Here is an 18,773-nt window from a genome sequence, read left to right on the forward strand (position 1 = left end):
CCGCAAGAAATCGAGTTCCTTTTCGAATCCGACAACTCTTGAGTGCAACGATGCCATGAAGGGCCATCGGCTGCAAAGGCTATGATATTAAATATTATTTCCTCGATGGCAGTCGAACTAACCCTTTCGCCGCGCGGATTGATCCCCTCACATCTGCGACTTGAAGGTGCCGCATTCTGTGCTGTGCTGACCGGATGGAAACGCCGCGACGGAAGTCCGTCATACTCATTGCGACCGACGATTTCGCCTTCGCCGCACCGCTTGCGGAGGAGCTCGGCAGACACGGTCTCGCAAGCGCGGTCGTCGCGCTCGCCCAAGCTACCGATCAAGTGCGCTCAGGCGACCGCTTTGGGATCCTTATCATCGTGGCGTCCACAACGGCCGGAATCGGCCTCGACCTGTGCCGGCGCATCCGCACGACAAGCTCGATACCGATCGTCCTTCTGAGTGGAGCTGAGGAGCAGCTCGACGGTCTTGAGGCGGGAGCCGATTATTGCCTTCCTTTTCACACGGACATGCGCCGGCTGATGGTCCACGTTCGCGCACTCCTGCGCAGATCCGACTTGAATGAGGACGAGCGGCGGCTCACCGTCAATTTTGAGGGATGGCGCGTCGATCCGCGCCGTCGAGAGTTGTTGGCGCCCGATGGCTCGCATGTCGCACTCCTTGCGGCAGAGTTCGAGATCCTGATTGCCCTCTGCCGACAGCCAGGCGTCGTCCTGTCACGGCGGTCGCTTTTGGACGCCACGCATATCGGTCTCGGCAGGCCGCTCGAGCGCAGTGTGGACGTCCACATCTGCCGGCTGCGCCGCAAGCTGGCACAGGGCGGAAATGCCGCCGAACTCATCCAGACCGTGCGCCTGGGCGGCTATGTCTTCATCGGGAAGATCAACCCTGAATAAGTACGGATTCCAATTATCGTGCCATAGGTGTTTAATCCCGGTTGCAGGCATGTGGGAGTAGCGAGGAGCCCGGTTGGGCGATTGTCTTTGGTCGCCGGCCGACCAACGGGAGTAATGTGCATTGAAGAAACGACTGGATGATCTGATTGATGTTCTAAGCCTTTCGACCGACGAACGGTCGACCCACCACGCGCTCTTGTCATTCGCCGAGCAATGCGGCTTTGACAATTTTGCTTATGTGAACGTACGTGCCGGTGATACCGAAGCCTTCTCCAGCTATCCGCAGGAATGGCAGGATATCTACTTCGCAAACCAGTATCAGACGGTCGATCCCGTCATCACCTTCGCAAAACGGTTGCTGAAGCCGTTTCACTGGTCTGCGCCGCTGTGGTGGTCCTCCTCCCCGGAAGAACGAAAATTCTATGCGCATGCCCGTCAATTCGGCATCGTCTCCGGGCTCTCCATGCCGATACCGACCGAATTTGGTCGGACAGCAATTTTGACACTGGCGTCGAAGCTCCCGGATTTCCGGTTCGACGGCGCCATCGATGACATTCGCGCGGCGACCGCCACAGCGATGGTCCATACAAGGTTAAAAGGCGCCGACCCGTTGATCATGCGCAGACCGGATGTGAGCCTGTCCGTGCGGGAAAAGGAATGCCTGGGCTGGGCCGCACGCGGTAAATCGATGTCGCTGATTGCCGACATTCTCGGGATCAAGAAGGTGACCGTTCGCTACTACTTGGACCACGCACGGCGCAAGCTCGAAGCCAATACGACGTCGAATGCGATCTATCTGGCGACCCGCCGCGGGCTGATCTGAAAATATGGACCGCGGCGCTTCGTATCAGAGCAAGCGCGTCTGGTTTAAGCCGGACTGCGGATGTCAGGGCATTTTTAACGCGCGGGCCCCCCGGGCTAGATAAGGGTCGGATTGGAGCTGCGTGCTACACACTCCCTTCGCGGTGTCCTACCGCGACGTCCCGCTTGGCGTCGTCCTTTCGCTACACACAACTGGAGCAAGCGACGCGCTGACAATAGATGTCTCTGTTGGAGAATTCGATCAAATCACATGGCTATCGATCCGAGAATCGGGGATAGGCGCCCGGAAAGACGATGTCCTGGTCGACGAGGAGGTTGAACCTGTAACCGGGCCGGATCTGCAATGTCGGCTGAACGTTCAGGTTCTTCTCGATCGTCCGCTCGGCAACGCGTCCGAAGCTTTCTGCGAAATTGCGCCTTGCCGCGTTAGAGGCGGTGTCCTGTGTCGCTCGTGTCGAGCTTTCGGGGATAGAGGCATCGATGCCCGTTCCAATCAGTGCGATGAGTGCTGCTGACCCAAACGTCCGAAGCGTGTGGTTGTTGACGCGATCTCTGAAGCCCCCGTAACCTTCGGCGTCCGTTCCGGCCATGCCGCCGATCTGCAGCGTCTGGCCGTTCGGGAAGATGAGGTCGGTCCACACGACCAGCACGCGCGCCTGGCCGAAAGCGATCTTCGAATCGTAACGACCGAAGAGTTTTGCCCCTTGCGGGATCAGCAGGCGGTTGCCGGTCGCACTGTCATAGACGTTCTGGCTGACCTGGGCGCTGATCCGCCCCGGCAGGTCCGAATTGATGCCGGAGATCAGCGTTGCGGGAATGACAGATCCCCGTTTGAGCTCGTAGGGCGAAAGCTGCGGCACGACCCTGTTTGGCAGGTAGCCGAGTTCCTTTATGTCCTCGTTGAAGAAGTCCTCCTTCGAGAGCTGCTTGTTCGGATCTGCATTCTGGCCGGCAGATCCCGCCTCAAGCGCCGCTTGATAGAGATCGAGAGGCGCCGCTGCCGCCTTGCTGCTGTCGGATCGTCCCTCTGCCTCATCGCCGGGCTGCGCCTGGACGCGCGCCTGCGTGATATCGACCTGAAGCGGCGAATCCAGCGCCGCTTCCGCCGCCTGCAAGCGTGCCATGCGGCGGCGCTCGATCTCCCGCAGATAGCGTTCGCGCCCTTCGCGCGCCAGGCGAGCTTCAAAATTGTCATCGGATTCAGGCTCGACCGCTTCGCGAGCCGCCTTCTGGACGACGGGCGCTGGATCGGGCGCCAGCTGTTTGGGCATCTCGGGAGCCTGCGGTCTGAAGCCGTCGGCCGGCTCTGGCTCGCCGATGATGCCGTCCTGAATCCCCCGTTTGAGCTGGTCCGCATAGTTCGAGGCCGGGCTGCCGGTTCGCTCTTCCTGCTGCGCTTGCCTGCCGTAGAATCCCCGTCCTGCAAGGCCGAAAACGATCACCGCAAAGAAGATGAGGATCAGGCCGAGCGCCACGAGCACCGGCAACCGGCTGAGGCGACGCATCGCCTGGCCCTGTCCCTCCGTTGGGAGGCCGAGCTGGAGTGATTGGGCCATGGCGTGCTCCTCTAGAATGTCGCAACGGACAAGGGGCCGATCGGCGTTACCCGTGCACCCGAGACGGCGTAGATCCGGGCAAGCCGGATCCCATCTGTCGAGAGACTGGCGAGAAGGCCATCGGAAGATTGCGTAAGACCGTAGGAGAGGACGATCGCCTTCGCCTTGGGTGCTGAATCGCTCACGACGGTGTACCCCGACGCTTTCAGGGACGCGCGCAGCGCCGGCGAGAATTCCGATGCCTCATCTGAGAGCCTGATCAGGCTCGATGCAGGAGACAGACGCTCGGAAAGCCGGACCGCCATGTCGCCTGCGATCACCGCCGCGACATCCGGCGAAACCTGGACTGGCTCGATCGCAGGCCTCCCGTCCTCGATCGGGGCCTGACAGCCGTCGAGAGCCATGCAGCAGGCCAATGCAAGGAGGGGTCGGCGCATGTCAGCTGCTCCGCCGGATCGTCACCTGCTGCTTGCGCCAGCCGACACCGGAGACAAGGACCGCGCGTTCGACATTGTAGTCGACCACCATCATATTGTTTGCGAGGCGATAGTTGACGATGCGGTTCTGCCCGCCGGAAACGACGAAGAGAACGGGTGCGTCCTGTCCGGCCAGCGTGCGGGGGAACTGGATATAGGTCTTTAACCCGTCGGAATAGACGCGCGTCGGCTTCCATGATGCGTTGCCGCTGACGGTATAGGAGAAGTTCAGAGCTTCTGCCGGCACGCCCGTTCCGGGCGCTCCTTTGGCCTCCAGGCGCGCATTGATTTCGGCGAGCCTGTCGGAAACGTTGTCCGGATAGGAGAAGCCGACGCGTGCCATGTACTGACTGGGGTGAGATTTTAGCTGGATATGATAGGTGCGCCGCGATGTTGTAATGACCATCGATGTCACCAAGCCGGGCTCTGCGGGCTTGACGATCAGGTGGATCGCCTGACCCCCGACCGCTCCCGAAGTTGCCGGCTCCACCTTCCATCTGACAGTATCGCCGACGAGAACGTCGCGTACGACTTCGCCCGGTTCGAGTTCGATGTCGCAGACCTGAAGGGGTGAACACACAATGGACGGCTGGGTCTCGCCGAAGAGGAAGACAATCTTGCCATCGGGGCCCCTGGTGACGAGGCCGGCACCGTCGCGCCATCTGGACGACAGGCTCGTCCCCTTCGTCTCGTTTGCGCTCATCGACTGTGCTTTGGCCGGCGCCATGGCGGTGGCCGTCGCAGCAAGGATCACAAAGGAGAAGGTAAGCAATCGATATGTCCGGCGATCCATGAATTGTCCTCCTTTCACAGCTGTGCGGTCCAGTCGAGGTCTTTGATATAAAGCCCGATCGGGTTTAGGCGGATCGTCGCCTCGTCCTGTGGTGCCGTCATCGTCACCGTGGCGATTGCCCTGAACCGTCGCGTGCCGGTTTCCTTGCCGCGCCGATCCCGTTCGAATTCGGTCCAGTCGACCTGGTATGACTGGTTTGACAATGCGACGATATTGTTGACTTCGACGGCTACCGTTGCGGTCTTTGCCTTTTCAAAGGGGGAATTGCCTCGAAACCAGGCGTTGATCTTCTGGGTCGACGGATCGGAGGTTCTGAGCAACGCATAGGTCCGGTCGATATATTGCTTCTGCACGACCGCATCTGGGGTAACCGATCGAAAGCTGGTAACGAAGCCTCCGAGGGTCGCGCGCACGACGCGGGCATCGGCATATTCGATATGCTCGGGAAAGCCGGCCGAAACGGGCGTGCCAAGCCTGTCGACCTCGACGATATAGGGCACGAGTTTAACCTGAGTGCTAAGGTATAATGCGTAGCCGACGCCGACGAGGGCGATCGACAGGGAGAGAATGGCAACGATGCGCCAGACCGTCGCTGCCCTCACGTAGGACCCGTAGCGCTCGTTCCATTCCAGCCGCGCCGCCAGGTAGGGGTTCTCCGGGGCATCCGGCATCATGACCTTGTCGTCGCTCCTCATCGGCGCTGCCCTTGTCTGGCCGCCGTCGAGGACGGCCTGGCCGCGGTCATGCGTCCCTGGTCGAGCTTGGCATTGGCAAGGCCGAGCAGCGAGCTCGCATGGGAGCCGGGCGCTTCGATGGCCTTGTCCTTCATGGCCAACGCGGTCGCCTTGCCTGCTGCACCGACACCTTCGGCCATGCCGCTTAAGATGGCGCCCGCCATCGAAGCGCCGCCTGCCCGGCTCGACCGGGCCGCCGCCATGCCGGCCGATGCGCTGCCAGCGACGAGGAAGCCTGCGCCCGCTGCAAAGGATGCGGCCTGGCCGCCGTGGCGCATGACCTCCATGCCGTTGCCGACCGACACACCCTGGATGACGCCCTGGATGATGTTTGGTACATAGATCGCGATAACGAAGACCACGACAGCAATTCCGGCGATCGCAAGCAGCGTCTGGAACTGCTCGCCGATCTCCGGACGGTTGGCCAGACCGATCAAAACCTGCGAGCCTATGCGGGCGATCATGACGAGCGCCATCAATTTCATTCCGACGCTGAACGCGTAGACAAGATATTTGATGGCGAAGTCCTTGGTGAAGGACGAACCGCCGAGCCCGAGCATGATCATGCCGGCGAGAAGGCCGATATACATCTCCGCCATGATCGCCACGAAGATCGCTGCCACCAGCGAAAAGGCGATGACCACCACGATCGTTGCGAAGGCGGCCGAGATGGCGAGCGCGTTGTCCTCAAAAAGGCCGAAACGGATTTTTTCAGCCATCTTGCCGGCCACCACCAGGCCTGCGTTGAAGATGTCTGCCGGTGAGGCGTTGCCGCCGGACGCCCCGATCTGGAAGAGACTGTCGACAACGGCCTTTGCAAAGCTCGGGCCTTGGTCGAGGACGAGTGCGAAGAAGCCGACGAACAGGATACGGCGCACCAGCGCTGCGAACCATTCCTGCAGCGATGGCGCCTGCAATGCGAGCCAGATCGCCGCCAGACCGATCTCGATCGAGGCGAGGATCCAGAAGAGCGATCGTGCCGCATTCGAAACGGTTTGTTCCCAACCCCTGGCCGCACTGCTGATCTCGTCCTGCAAGGATGTGATGAGGGAACCTTCCTGGGCATGGGCGGGAACGATCGTCAGGGCAAGAAAGAAGACTGTGGAGGCAACGGCGCGCCCGGCAATCGGCGCGGTGTGACTTTTTACGAACCTCACCATTGCGGCTCCATGGTCCGGCCGCCCGTCGTCGGCGGGACGGTGGACTCGAAAAAGCGCTCGCGGCGGGCCTGCGCAAGGTCCCTGTCCGTCTGCTCGTTTTGCAGCCACGCGCCCATCATCGTCATCTGTTGCGAGACGAGACCACGCAGCTTCTGCATCTGGGCGACTTGCTGGGCGGCGATCTGGTGGCCGACCTGAAGTGCCTTCAGCTGCCCGTCGGCGCCCTCCGATAGCGAGCGAAGGGCTGCCATCGTCGACTCCTCGCTGTCGAATTGTCTTGCGGTGAGGCTCGCCGCACTCAGAGTTGCCGCGATCGTGTCTCGATTGGTATCCGACCAGGTCTGATAGATCGTTGAAAAGTTCTCTGCTTCCGGCAGGTTTGTCCGCAGGCTCGCGTAGCTTGCAAAACGCTGCCGCAAAAGGTCGTCGGCATTGGCCATCGAGAAGGCGATGCTCTGGCCGTCGGAGACGATCGAGCGCAGCTGATTGAGGTCGCCTTCGACCTCTCCCCAGATATGGGCTGGAAGCTGCTTCGTATTCTGCAGCATGTTCTCGTAGATCTTCAGCTGGTTTTGGATCTGCTCGGCAAGCTGGGTGATCTGGGTCAGCTGATTGTCGACCTGGACGCCCGAACTTTCGAGCAGCTTGACGAGCTCGCCATTGTTGGCAAGTTGCGTGAACTCGGTGGCAGCACCGGTTGCCGCCCCCGCCATAACGATAGGCGCTCTGGCTGCTACCGTCATGAGGACAGTCAGTGAGAGGGCCAAGATGCGGCTGTTAGAAGATGACATCCGACACTCCCCTCTCCCTCAGCCAGACCGAGGGCCATTCATCGCCATGCTCGCTGCGCAGCTTGCGGATGCGTTTGAGGTCGTCCTTGCCGGAGGCACCGACGAAGGAAAGCGTAAGCGGTCCGAGCGCCATGTCGAAGAGGCGCCGGCCGTCAGGCGAGACGACGTAATAGTCCCGTTTTGGTCTGGCGGTGGCGACAATTTCGAGCTGGCGTTCGTTGAACCCTATCCGCTCATAGAACTCGCGTGTGCCGGGTTCGCGCGCCGAACCGTTCGGCAGGCAGATCTTCGTCGGGCAGCTTTCCTTCAGGACGTCGATGATGCCCGATCGATCGGCATCCGAAATAGACTGGGTGGCGAGGACGACGGCGCAATTGGCCTTGCGCAGTACTTTGAGCCACTCGCGGATCTTCTCGCGAAAGGTCGGATGGCCGAGCATCAGCCAGGCTTCATCGAGAATGATGAGGCTCGGTGCGCCCGTCAGCCGTTTTTCGATACGCCGGAAGAGATAGGTCAGAACCGGAAGCAGTGTCCGCTCGCCCATCGTCATCAGCTGTTCGATCTCGAATGTCTGGAAATGCCCGAGCACCAACCCGTCGCTTTCGGCATCGAGTAGCTGCCCCATCGGACCGTCCACCGTGAAATGACGCAGCGCCGCCTTCAGGTCGCGCACCTGTACTCCGCTTACGAAATCCGATAGCGAACGCCCTGGTGAATTGGCCATCAGTGCGATCTGCCGCGCTATTGCATTGCGATGATCGGGCGTAATGGAAATGCCCTGAAGGCCGATCAGCGTTTCGATCCATTCGCACGCCCAGGCGCGATCGGCCTCGTCCGACAGGGACGCGAGTGGGCAGAAGCTGAGGGCGGCGCCCTCCCCTTGCCCGCCGATCTCATAGTGGTCGCCGCAGGCAGCAAGAGTGAGCGGCAACATGGACGAGCCCTTGTCGAAGACGAAGAGCTGTGCACCGCGGTAGCGTAGGAACTGGGCGGCGATCAGAGCCAGGAGCGTCGATTTTCCCGAGCCCGTCGGCCCGAAGATCAAGGTATGGCCGACGTCGTCAACGTGCAGGTTGAGGCGAAACGGGGTCGAGCCGGAGGCGACCTGCATCAAGGGCGGTGCGGCCTCCTCGTAGAACGGGCATGGGGCGGTCGCGCTGCCTGTCCACACCGCGTTCAACGGCAGGAGATCGGAGAGGTTGCGGGTGGTGATAAGGGGTTCGCGGACATTGCAGTACCAGTTGCCGGGCAGGCTGCCGAGATAGGCCTCTGTGGCATTGAGCGTTTCGATACGAGAGCCAAACCCCTCGGCCTGTATCAGCCGGCGAACCGCTTCGGCCTTCGCTTGCAGGCCTTCTGCATGATCGTCGAAAAGGACGACGACGGGGGTATAGTAACCATAGGCGACGAGCTCGGATGCGGCTTCAGCGATCGCATCTTCGGTTTCGCTTACCATCGACAGCGCGTCCTGGTCGATCGATCTGCTCTGTGTCTGAAAGAGCTGGTCGACAAATGGTCGTACCTTCTGCTGCCACTTCTTTCTCGTTCGCTCGAGCCTGATCCGCGCTTCCGTGGCGTCGAGGAAGATGAAGCGCGACGACCAGCGATAGGCAAGCGGCATCAGGTCGAGACTGTTGAGGATCCCGGGCCAGCTTTCGGCCGGCAATCCGTCGATTGCAACGACTGCGACGAACCGGTTGTCGATCTTTGGCGCCAACCCGTGCTCCAGTTGTGCGGTCAAGAGGCAATCGAGATACATGGGCACGTCGGGCAGCCGGACGGGGTGATTGTCGCCGGTGATGCAGAAGCGGATGAATTGCAGGAGCTCGTCATAGCGGCCGCTATCGCGTCCGGCCTTTAAGCTGCGCGTGCGCATCCTGCGGATCGACAACGTGGTCGCGAGATATTGCTCGATCTCGCGTGTTGCCGCCTCGAAGGCTGAAAGTGCGATCTCGGCATGACCTTGCTTGCGGCTGCCGGGGTCAGAATAGAGGTATTTGACGAAAGCGGACCGGCGGGGCTCGGGTGGTCGATGGGTGAGAATGATGGCGTGATGACATTCGAAGTGGCCGCCTTCGCTCTCGAAATGCCGCCGGCGCTCCTCGTCGATTGCGCGCGTCACGCGGTCTGGGAAATGCGAGCGATCGGGGCTGGCATAATCGGCCGTTGCCACGCGGACGGACTCCACCTGGATCATCCATCCGGAGCCAAGACGCGAAAGCACCTGGTTGATCTGCCGGGCGACGTCGTTACGCTCGCCGTCGGTCGAGCTTTCGCAATCCGGCCCGGAGAAATACCACCCCGCCATCAGGGAGCCGTCCTTCAGGAGAAGGACCCCCTCGCCGACGAGGCCGGCATAGGGGACGAGATCGGCAAAGGACGGTCCGGCATGGCGGAAAAGGCGAAGCGCCACCATGACCCACCTCAAACCCTTCGCCAGGGCGTCGACGTTGCCCGGTAGTGCGAGCGGTACCGAATATGGCGAAGATAGATCCTGCGCATCATCGGATCAGCCTTGGCCATGCGACGCAGCAGCCCGATGATCGCCAGCCAGATCGCAATGCCGATCAGGACGGAGTAGACGGTCAGCACGACGAAGATGAGAATGATGGCTGCGAGGCCGGTGACGAGCACAAGCTCACGATCGGCGCCCATCAGAAGGTTCGGCCGAGAGAGGGCGCGGTGGATCCGGTTTTTCTGCAGCGCCGGGAGGTGCGGGCTCATCGGGCCTCGCCTCCCCGCTCGTCTTTCACCTGGACCGCGAGCGCAGATATGCCGACCGTGGCGCCTGTCGCATTGAAGAGGGCGACGATCTGGGTGGCTCCGAGGAGAACGCCGGCTACGAGAACCACGTACATCAGGCGCCGCGCAAAATCATTGAGTTCGCCGCCGAAGATCAGCATGCCCCCGGCGACCGCCACAGCCGCAAGGGCGATGAAGCCTGCGACCGGACCTGTGATCGATTCCTGGATCTGTTCGAGCGGCGCTTCCCAGGGCAAGCTACCTCCCGAACTTGCAAGAGCCGGATGTCGAAGGCCTGTGAGCGCCAGGAAAACAACTCCGATCAGAGCACGATGTCTATGCCGCATGACGTCCCTCCATGTCGGGTTCGAGATGATAGGCGCCGCCGGAAAATCCTTTCACCCTAAGGATATCCGTGATGCGTCTGCCCAGCGGGGTCCGTTCGATCGACACGACGAGATCGACGGCCTCGCCGATGACCGCCTGCATGGGCTGGCGACTGGCCTCGGCGGTCAGCTGTTCGAGACGGACGAGCGCAGACCGCGCCGAATTGGCATGAAGGGTCGTCAGACCGCCAGGGTGACCGGTGTTCCATGCTTTCAGAAGGGTCAGTGCTGCGCCGTCGCGTACCTCGCCGACGATGATGCGGTCGGGGCGCAGGCGCATCGTGCTCTTGAGGAGCTGCGCCATGCCAACCTCGTCACTCGTTCGCAGGGACAGGACGTTTGCAGCAGCACAATGAAGCTCGCTCGTGTCTTCAAGAACGATGAGACGATCGTTGGGGCAACGGCTTGCAATCTCGGCGATGAGCGCGTTCGACAGCGTCGTCTTGCCCGATCCGGTGCCGCCCGAGACGACGACGTTCAGCCGGGCATCGACGGCCTCGCGCATGATGCTGGCCTGTCTTGCGGTCATGATACGCGAGGTCACGTAGTCATCGAGCGCGATGAGCTGGCTCGCATGCCTGCGGATAGAGAAGGCTGGACCCGCCACGATCGGCGGGAGCAGGCCCTCGAAACGATGGCCGCCGATCGGCAGCTCCCCTGATACGATGGGTCGTGCCGTATCGACCTCCGTGTTCAGGACATGAGCGACGGCGCCGATGATGATTTCGGCGCTCCCTTGCTCCATCTCGCCCGCGCGGGCGATGCCGGCGCCGAGCCGTTCGATGAAGAGGCACCCATCAGGGTTGAGCATGATCTCGCTTACCGAGGCGTCTTCGAGCGCAGTCAGGAGCGAGGGACCAAGAGCGTCCTCGAGCTTTCGCACGAGCCGCGGCAATGAGCGTGCTTGCATGGCCAGGTCCTCAAGCCGCACAGCGAAAGGAGCTCGACAGGGTCGAGCGATAGGTAGGCGGCCGCAGCGCCTGGAAAAGCTGCTGCGAGACCGGCAGGCTTCCGGCAACGCTCATGACGTTGCCAATCAAACGCGGTTTGCCGTAGCGCGAAAGCGGCCAGGCGGCGCGTTTGAGAATGCGCTCGAACCGCAGGTCCGTCACGGTGGCAATTTCCGTCACGTCGTTGGCCAGGCACCATTCGAGAATGCCGGCAAACAAAAAGACCGTCGCCTCGTTCAAACCGAAGGCTCCGGTCGCGGCCGGATTCGTCTCTGTGTCGACGCAGAACCTGGAACTTTCCACCATTCGTGCATGCGGCACGAATGGCCTGTCACCCAGAAGTTCCGGAAAGACATCGACAAGCATGGTCGGGCCAAGCGCTGGAAGCAGACGTGCCGAGGCGATTGCCTCACCGCCCTCATCGACGATGATGATGTAGGAGGCTGTAAGGGCGTCGAAGCAATCGCGCTCCCTCCCCTCTTCGACCGTGACCTGCCATTTCAGCCGCGCGCCAAACACGCGCGCCCTGAGGCGGAACATACTGTCGAGAAGATATTGATGTGATGCCGCATCTGCCGGTGCGATAGCCGTCGTAAACATGATGGTTCTCCACGCCAATTGAGCTGCGGGTATCCAAATCACGATGTCTGCAGCTTGTCAGACCCTCTAATGTGAGGGGCCCCTGATCATGCTGGCCCCGGCGCACATGTGCCCCTATCCGTCGTGGGCTGGACATGTTGTCGGTGAAGCCATTCGAAACGATGCTCGTCGGCACGTCGGCGACGATCGCGGCTGCCGGGAACGAGATCCTCAGTGCAGCCATTGCTGACGATCTCTGCAACACTGGCGGCGTGCGCTGGACAGCCCTTGGTGCTCGGCAGCGAAGTTTCGACCGGGGATGCTTTTCGCCAGGCCCTGACCTGCAAGCGACACGCGCTGTTGCTCGTGAGCAGCCGGGTGCTTGAATTTCAGGTTCATTAACCATGTGACTAAATTGCGTTATTTCGGCAGGCGGAAGCGAAATTTGCGCTCACTTCCGTTGGGCATGTTGATGTCGCGCAGAGAACCCGCCATCTGGGCGCCCGGCCACGTGACCGGATTTGAGCAAATCGAAGGTCGTCGTCTATCGATTGCAGCCCTCAAGCAAGACTGCCGGGCCATTCGAGATCGCTCGATCGACGGGCAAGCGGCACGCGAATTGGGCTGTGGTGCGGAGCCAGAGCTCGCAGTCATCAGAGCGGATCCACGCGCACGAAATGCTGTTCCTGGCTTGGCGGCGCCAGCCAGAGGTGCCGTGGGGTGGTTTCCTGAAGCCAACCTTCTGCGCCCCTCCACTGCCGCTTCGATCCCCCTCCCCTCCCCCACAGTCAAGTCGTGACCGTTTCATGTGATCCGCAAGCTGTCGCGCTACCTTGGCCGATGGCGACCTCACCCCGGGCCCTTCAGTTCCTGCCCTGCGTTACTTCTGCGAACAGACCTGATCGGTGGTGAGCGTCGAGGGCGGTATCGGAAGCTGATGCGATCGTGGATCGGTCCTTTATGGGAATGGCGACCGTTTTGGCCTCTGGTCTGCTCAACGGACAATCGCCGAAGCCCTCGGTCGTTTCCCGCACGAGTCACGTTCTTCGAGTCTTGCTGGTTCGGACAGAGGGATTTCGCGGCTGAGCAACTCTAAGACCCGAGACGCGGACAGCGCGCGAGTGATGGGTCAATCGGGCATTTGGCCTGACCGATGCCGCTCTGATCTCGCCGCTGCATTCGTTGCATCACACCTGATGTAGTCCGCGGACAACATTTTTGCTCTCACGATTGGCAACGCAACGCGGGCCCCCTCACATGCGTGGGGATGAGACTCGGTGGACTTTCGCATATCATCGATTCCGGCGCACAAGTACGCAGAAGGTACAGGATCGTTGCGCCTATCGAAGCTCTTGGTACGCGGATCATGCAGTTGACCAGCAGGCCTTTTTCGCTTCGACAGCGGGGCATCAAGGAGGGTCGTGCTGGAGAAAAGGAGGTCAAACAGGCCTGTGGATAGCCTTATGGTTAAGCGTTTGTAAATCGGTAACGAATCGCGCGATAATATAACTGCGCAGTTGATGCCCTTTCCCCCAAAATTGCGCAATTGAATCGGAAACCAAGATGCTAGCGAATCCAGTTCTGAAAGACGATCAAGAGCACCTTCCGTCGCTTCTGGCAACGGATGCTCAGGAGCTCGCCTATCAGCTCCAGCAGCACCAGGCGAAAATCTTCCCGCCCCTGTCTCGAAAGACGATGCGGCTATTTTCTCCGGCGGAAGCCGCTTCCTATATCGGCATCGGCGAAGGTTATCTCCGTCAGATCGCCAAGGACGGTCACGGACCGGATCCGCTGGCCAACGGCCGGCGCCAGTATGATGCCGACGACATGAACCGCATCCGTCAGGCGCTCGACGAGCGCAACGGCACGCCGAAATACGTGCCGATCCGGCGCGGCGCCGAAAAACTGCAGGTCGTCTCGGTCATGAACTTCAAGGGCGGGTCCGGCAAGACGACGACTGCAGCGCATCTGGCACAGTTTCTGGCGCTGCGCGGTTACCGCGTCCTTGCCATCGATCTTGACCCGCAGGCCTCCCTCTCGGCGCTCTTCGGCCATCAGCCGGAACTCGACGTCGGTGAGGGAGAAACGATTTACGGCGCCATCCGCTACGAGAACCCGGTGCCGATCTCGGAGGTGGTACGCTCGACCTACACGCCGAACCTCCATATCGTCCCCGGCAATCTCGAACTGATGGAATTCGAGCACGAGACGCCGAAGGCGATGGCGGGGGGCACTGCCGAGTCCCTGTTCTTCGCCCGCATCGGTGAAGCGCTGACCGATATCGAAAGCCTTTATGATATCGTTGTCATAGACTGCCCGCCGCAGCTGGGCTTTCTCACGATGTCGGCCCTTTGTGCTGCGACCTCCGTGTTGATCACCGTGCACCCGCAGATGCTCGACGTCATGTCGATGTCGCAGTTCCTGACGATGACGAGCGAACTGATGTCGGTCGTCGAGCGGGCAGGCGGGCGCACCAGCTACGACTGGATGCGCTATCTCGTGACACGCTTTGAACCCAATGACGGACCGCAGAGCCAGATGACCGGCTTCATGCGGGCGATCTTCGGCAATCGTATGCTTCAGAATTCGATGCTGAAGTCGACGGCAATCTCGGATGCCGGCGTCACCAAGCAGACGCTCTACGAAGTCGACCGCTCCCAGTTCACCCGTGGGACTTACGACCGGGCGCTGGAATCGATGAATCTCGTCAACGGCGAGATAGAGGCCCACATCCGCTCGACCTGGGGCAGGAGATAGCTGAATGGCGCGCAAGAACCTTATCGAAGTCGCAAACCCAAACGAGGTTCGTCCCGAACCGCCATCGGTAGCGCCGCGTGATAGCCGGCCGATCGCCGGCTTCATTCCCCAGGCTCGCAGTGGCGGCCCGGTCGGCGGGATTACCAGGACGCTTGGTAATATCACCGAAAAGGTTGAGCGCGCCAATGACCTGGAGCGCCAACTTGCCGAAGGCCAGACGGTCGTTGAACTCGACACGGCGCTGATCGATGCCTCCTTCGTCGCCGACAGGCTTGAGGTCGACGCGGCCGAGCTTGCGCAGTTGACTGATCAGATCCGCGAACACGGCCAGCAAGTTCCCATTCTGGTGCGTCCGCATCCTGATGCCAAAGGCCGTTTCCAGGTTGCCTTCGGCCATCGCCGCCTCGCCGCGGCCAAAGCACTGGGCATCAAGGTCAAGGCGATCGTGCGGGTGCTGAGCGACGAACAGCTGGTCGTCAGCCAAGGTCAGGAAAACAATGCCCGCACGGATCTTTCCTACATCGAGCGGGCGCTCTTTGCCTATCGGCTCGATGAAAAAGGTTTCGGCAGCGACGTGGTGATGGCTGCGCTGAACGTCGACCGGGCTGCCTTGTCAAAAATGCGCGTCGTCACGCGTCAGGTTCCCATCGCGTTGATCAGTGCGATCGGATCGGCGCCGGAGATCGGCCGACGGCGCTGGTTTGAGTTCGGCGAGCATCTCGAGACGGCCGACATAGACGCGCTCCTAACAATGTTGTCCGCGGACAACATGCGCGGCATGTCGAGCAATGACCGGTTCCATCATGCCTTTGCGCTTGCGACGAAAAAACCTGGGGGTGCGAAGGCTGCCCCAACGTCCACGCGAGTCGGCGATCTGCCGGTGAAGTTCAAACGTACGCCGGCGACTGCAACCTTCGTCTTCGACAGTAAGGCAGCGCCTGGTTTCGATGAATTCGTGCAGGAGAGGCTCAAGCGCCTCTATGCGGAATATCAAGAGCAAAGAGGAGCTTAGGAAAGCAAAAGAAAAAGGCCCCCAAACGTCACCGTCGTGGAAGCCCTTCTCGTTCTAGCAAATCAAGAATCGCATTTCCACGAATCGCAGTCAAGAGTCTTTAGGCGTCAGTTTGGCGAGCGGGTTTCTTTTGCCTGACAGAGGGTGAAAGAAAATGAATGGTGGAAGTGTGACGACGCCCTTTGGGCGGCGGGCGATGACGCTTGGCATGTTTTCAAGCCAGGTCGTCTCGCGCCAGATCGAACCGGACAAATCGGTCGACAAATGGAAACTGTATCGGGCGCTGTGCGAAGCGCGCTTGTTGCTTGGCATATCCGACAGGGCGCTCGCCGTCATGAACGCACTTTTGAGCTTCTATCCGAAGAATGAGCTTTCGGAGGAAAACGGCCTCGTGGTTTTCCCGTCCAATGCTCAATTGTCCCTGCGCGCCCATGGCATGGCCGAGCAAACGATCCGTCGCCATCTGGCGGTCCTTGTCGGCGCTGGGCTATTGATCCGCAAGGATAGCCCGAATGGCAAGCGCTACGCGCGCAAGGACAGGTCCGGGTCCATAGAGGATGCTTTCGGCTTTTCGCTCGCTCCGCTGCTTGCGCGCTCGGACGAAATCGAGGCGTTGGCCGCCCAGGTCGTCGCCGATCGGCTGCATCTGCAGCGCCTGAGAGAGCGCCTCACCCTTTGCCGTCGCGACGTTTCAAAGCTCGTGGAAACCGCGCTCGAAGAGGACCTTACCGGCGATTGGGACGCTGTGATCACATATCAGCGGGACCTTATCGGCGCACTCTCGCGTAATCCCGGCGCCTCTGAACTCGAGGGAGCCCTCGAAGACATGGAGCAGCTGCGCGAGGATGTGGTCAACCAGTTGGAAAACCTGCTCGATTCCAGAAAAATAAGCGGCAATCCCGATCAGGATGAGCGGCACATACAGAATTCAAACCCCGACTCTATTTCTGAACTTGAACCTGGCTTCGAAACGAAGCTGGGCGCGAAAGGCGAGGGCGACAACGAACGGCCTGCCAAGACGGACGCCCAGCAGGACAGCCGCAGCGGGACAGCAGCAAGACGGGCAAGGGGGCAGCCCATCGGAGACCTGAAATCCTTTCCGCTGGGCTTGGTGCTACAGGCCTGCCCGCAAATATCCGACTATGCGGCGGGCGGCTCGATCAGCAGCTGGCGGGATCTGATGGCGGCCGCCGTTATCGTCCGCTCGATGCTTGGCGTCAGCCCGTCTGCCTATCAGGAGGCCTGCGACATCATGGGGCCGGAAAATGCCGCAACGGTCATTGCCTGCATCCTGGAGAGGGGAGGGCACATCAACTCGGCTGGCGGCTATCTGCGTGACCTGACAAGACGGGCCGAACGCGGTGAATTTGCGCTTGGTCCGATGCTGATGGCGCTCGTAAGGGCAAATGGCGTTACCGCCAGAAGAACGGGATGATCGTAAGGCGCCAACAAGCGTTTCGTTTGAACCTGGTCAGTGAAACATGGTTAAGCGGATCTAAAATCTGCGAGAACCGGACTGGTCGAGAGATGGTGCACGCGACGCCTGGGTGACAGCGGAATAAGCGCACGGAAACCGCGAAGAACGGCTATTGCCATACCGGGTTCCTGCGCCATTTGACTTTGCAGGTCACGGTTTGGATGGAGGCAGAGATGGCGTCGAACGAGGATCGCATCAGGCAGAGGGCCTACGAGATATGGGAACGGGAAGGCCGGCCACATGGCGAGGATATGAAGCACTGGCTGGAGGCATTCCAGGAGATTGCCGCGAAGGCGGAGGCGGATGACCAAGCCGCCAAGAAGCCTCGGGCCAAGAAGGCGACAGCCACGGCTGCAGCGCCGAAGTCGAGGGCAAAACCAAAGGCCGGCAGCGCACAGGGCGTTTCGACCACAAGCCCGCCTCCTGCAGGCCAAAGAACAGCACGAGGAGCTACAAGGCACTGAGGCAACTCTTCGGCTGTCGAGGCAGCTTCGACCCGACGCAAGATCACGTCGCGGTCATCCCGCTCGGCGATGTCACTATCGAAGTGAGGATCTCCAGTCCGCATCGTCGGGCGGGACATATCAACTTTCATGCCGCACCTTGTCCCAGGTCGTGCTAGCGCCTTAAGCTATAGTCCCCGCCTTGTGATCGCAACGGGATCCACCAGGTTCTGCAGATCGGCGAGCCGGCCGGAACTGGTCGAATTGCTCATGGCCGACATTGACGCGCTGCGGAGCTGCCCTTAACACCGGATAAGCCCCGCAGCAGATCGAGGATCTGCACGCGGCTATCACCGCCAGTCGCGGTCCCAACGATCGTAGCGCCTGTATTCGCGCCATTCGCCGCGATACGGGCGCCCCCAACCATAGCCGCGATCCCATCCGTAATAGCGTGGCGGTGGTCCCCATCGATTGGGGCGGCAGAAGCCACGGGGGCTCAGATGATATCCGCGCCCGCAAGCATAATCGACCGTTAGGACATTCGAAGTGTTCGAAACGGCAACGCCGCCCACAGGCGCCGCGTTCGCCACTCCTGAAGTTGCTCCGGCCGCAAGAAGGGCCACTGTGATAAGCAGTTTTCGCATCTGGACTCTCCTGATGTTGTGGGCACATTTAACGCGCGTTGGCGTGAACCGGCGCTGAAGACGCCGTTCACGCAAGCGACAGCTTCCGCCGCTAATCGCGCTCCCACCGATCACGTCTGTAATCGGCCCGTCGATCGTTGCTAAGCGACATCGTCAGCGAGGAGATGCCGTGTTGTCATAGTGCAGCGTGGCTGCCTCGACCTTGTCAGCGTTGGCCGCTGCCCATGAACACAGTGCTTCAAACGGCTCGCGCAGTGAATGGCCGAGTGGGGTAATCGCGTATTCCACGCCAATCGGCTGCGTCGGGAGTACGGTTCTCGTCACAAGGCCGTTCCGCTCAAGCCTCTTCAAAGCGTCGGCCAGAGCCTTGTGCGTGATCCCATCGAGGCGCCGCTTGATCTCGTTGAAGCGCGACGGTTTGGGACAGATCACTGTCAGTATCAGGATCGTCCATTTGTCAGCGATCTTGTCCAGCACCGGGCGAACCCGTGCCATGTCGTCAAAGGCGCACTGAGAAAGGGCTTCCAGGTCAGTATACTCGTCCATATC

General features: G+C 60.8%; 20 protein-coding genes. 7 read left to right on the plus strand and 13 right to left on the minus strand.

Annotated features, from left to right (window positions below):
- Positions 1–194 precede the first annotated feature (194 nt).
- Complete coding sequence (locus tag FHX08_RS25475; RefSeq protein ID WP_184327782.1) at positions 195–902, plus strand: response regulator transcription factor; 708 nt, start codon at positions 195–197, stop codon at positions 900–902.
- A 121-nt stretch (positions 903–1,023) separates the two neighbouring features.
- Positions 1,024–1,725, plus strand: a complete 702-nt coding sequence (locus FHX08_RS25480; RefSeq protein ID WP_184327783.1) for an autoinducer binding domain-containing protein — start codon at positions 1,024–1,026, stop codon at positions 1,723–1,725.
- A gap of 253 nt (positions 1,726–1,978) precedes the next feature.
- On the opposite strand, the gene trbI is transcribed toward FHX08_RS25480, so the two are convergent.
- Genes trbI through FHX08_RS25535 form a run of 11 tightly spaced genes read right to left on the minus strand, consistent with a single transcriptional unit; the run spans position 1,979 to position 11,912 of the window.
- Positions 1,979–3,280: an IncP-type conjugal transfer protein TrbI gene (trbI, locus tag FHX08_RS25485; protein ID WP_184327784.1), complete on the minus strand. Its 1,302-nt coding sequence runs from the start codon at positions 3,278–3,280 to the stop codon at positions 1,979–1,981.
- Between the two features lie 11 nt (positions 3,281–3,291).
- Positions 3,292–3,717 carry a hypothetical protein gene (locus FHX08_RS25490; RefSeq protein ID WP_184327785.1) on the minus strand — a complete coding sequence of 142 codons (426 nt, stop codon included), beginning with the start codon at positions 3,715–3,717 and terminating at the stop codon, positions 3,292–3,294.
- 1 nt (position 3,718) lies between these two features.
- Positions 3,719–4,549: a P-type conjugative transfer protein TrbG gene (gene trbG, locus FHX08_RS25495; protein WP_184327786.1), complete on the minus strand. Its 831-nt coding sequence runs from the start codon at positions 4,547–4,549 to the stop codon at positions 3,719–3,721.
- Positions 4,550–4,563: 14 nt separating this feature from the next.
- Positions 4,564–5,223, minus strand: coding sequence for a conjugal transfer protein TrbF (gene trbF, locus FHX08_RS25500; protein ID WP_132658051.1), 660 nt, complete (start codon positions 5,221–5,223; stop codon positions 4,564–4,566).
- A gap of 17 nt (positions 5,224–5,240) precedes the next feature.
- Entirely contained in the window at positions 5,241–6,443 is a 1,203-nt protein-coding gene (trbL, locus tag FHX08_RS25505; RefSeq protein WP_184327787.1) for a P-type conjugative transfer protein TrbL, read from the minus strand.
- On the minus strand, positions 6,437–7,186 hold the full coding sequence (gene trbJ, locus FHX08_RS25510) for a P-type conjugative transfer protein TrbJ (RefSeq protein WP_246698403.1): 750 nt from the start codon (positions 7,184–7,186) through the stop codon (positions 6,437–6,439). Before trbJ ends, trbL begins: the two co-directional genes overlap by 7 nt.
- 34 nt (positions 7,187–7,220) lie before the next feature.
- Entirely contained in the window at positions 7,221–9,650 is a 2,430-nt protein-coding gene (locus FHX08_RS25515) for a conjugal transfer protein TrbE (protein WP_184327789.1), read from the minus strand.
- Positions 9,651–9,658: 8 nt separating this feature from the next.
- Positions 9,659–9,958: a conjugal transfer protein TrbD gene (locus tag FHX08_RS25520; protein ID WP_184327790.1), complete on the minus strand. Its 300-nt coding sequence runs from the start codon at positions 9,956–9,958 to the stop codon at positions 9,659–9,661.
- A complete protein-coding gene (locus tag FHX08_RS25525; RefSeq protein ID WP_184327791.1) occupies positions 9,955–10,323 on the minus strand; it encodes a TrbC/VirB2 family protein in 369 nt (122 codons plus the stop codon). Before FHX08_RS25525 ends, FHX08_RS25520 begins: the two co-directional genes overlap by 4 nt.
- Positions 10,313–11,272, minus strand: a complete 960-nt coding sequence (trbB, locus tag FHX08_RS25530; protein ID WP_184327792.1) for a P-type conjugative transfer ATPase TrbB — start codon at positions 11,270–11,272, stop codon at positions 10,313–10,315. Before trbB ends, FHX08_RS25525 begins: the two co-directional genes overlap by 11 nt.
- A 10-nt stretch (positions 11,273–11,282) precedes the next feature.
- Positions 11,283–11,912 carry an acyl-homoserine-lactone synthase gene (locus FHX08_RS25535; RefSeq protein ID WP_184327793.1) on the minus strand — a complete coding sequence of 210 codons (630 nt, stop codon included), beginning with the start codon at positions 11,910–11,912 and terminating at the stop codon, positions 11,283–11,285.
- 143 nt (positions 11,913–12,055) lie between these two features.
- On the opposite strand from FHX08_RS25535, the gene FHX08_RS25540 reads away from it, so the two are divergent.
- The 5 genes from FHX08_RS25540 to FHX08_RS25560 all read left to right on the plus strand — a co-directional run bounded on the left by FHX08_RS25540 (position 12,056) and on the right by FHX08_RS25560 (position 17,601).
- Entirely contained in the window at positions 12,056–12,277 is a 222-nt protein-coding gene (locus tag FHX08_RS25540; RefSeq protein ID WP_184327794.1) for a hypothetical protein, read from the plus strand.
- A 1,177-nt stretch (positions 12,278–13,454) separates the two neighbouring features.
- The gene (repA, locus tag FHX08_RS25545; RefSeq protein ID WP_184327795.1) at positions 13,455–14,648 is read left to right on the plus strand and encodes a plasmid partitioning protein RepA; all 1,194 of its coding nucleotides are present in this window, start codon (positions 13,455–13,457) and stop codon (positions 14,646–14,648) included.
- Between the two features lie 4 nt (positions 14,649–14,652).
- Entirely contained in the window at positions 14,653–15,660 is a 1,008-nt protein-coding gene (gene repB / locus FHX08_RS25550; RefSeq protein WP_184327796.1) for a plasmid partitioning protein RepB, read from the plus strand.
- 154 nt (positions 15,661–15,814) lie between these two features.
- Positions 15,815–17,095, plus strand: a complete 1,281-nt coding sequence (repC, locus tag FHX08_RS25555) for a plasmid replication protein RepC (protein WP_184327797.1) — start codon at positions 15,815–15,817, stop codon at positions 17,093–17,095.
- Between the two features lie 215 nt (positions 17,096–17,310).
- Positions 17,311–17,601 (plus strand): DUF2934 domain-containing protein, encoded by a 291-nt coding sequence (locus FHX08_RS25560; RefSeq protein ID WP_184327798.1) that lies wholly within the window; start codon positions 17,311–17,313, stop codon positions 17,599–17,601.
- 329 nt (positions 17,602–17,930) lie between these two features.
- Here the strand turns inward: FHX08_RS25560 and FHX08_RS25565 are convergent, their stop codons facing one another.
- Both FHX08_RS25565 and FHX08_RS25570 read right to left on the minus strand, forming a co-directional pair.
- Positions 17,931–18,224, minus strand: a complete 294-nt coding sequence (locus FHX08_RS25565; RefSeq protein WP_184327799.1) for a GCG_CRPN prefix-to-repeats domain-containing protein — start codon at positions 18,222–18,224, stop codon at positions 17,931–17,933.
- A 153-nt stretch (positions 18,225–18,377) separates the two neighbouring features.
- Positions 18,378–18,770: a helix-turn-helix domain-containing protein gene (locus FHX08_RS25570; protein ID WP_184327800.1), complete on the minus strand. Its 393-nt coding sequence runs from the start codon at positions 18,768–18,770 to the stop codon at positions 18,378–18,380.
- Positions 18,771–18,773: the final 3 nt, after the last annotated feature.

This window comes from Rhizobium sp. BK529, assembly GCF_014194105.1.
Lineage (GTDB): Bacteria > Pseudomonadota > Alphaproteobacteria > Rhizobiales > Rhizobiaceae > Rhizobium.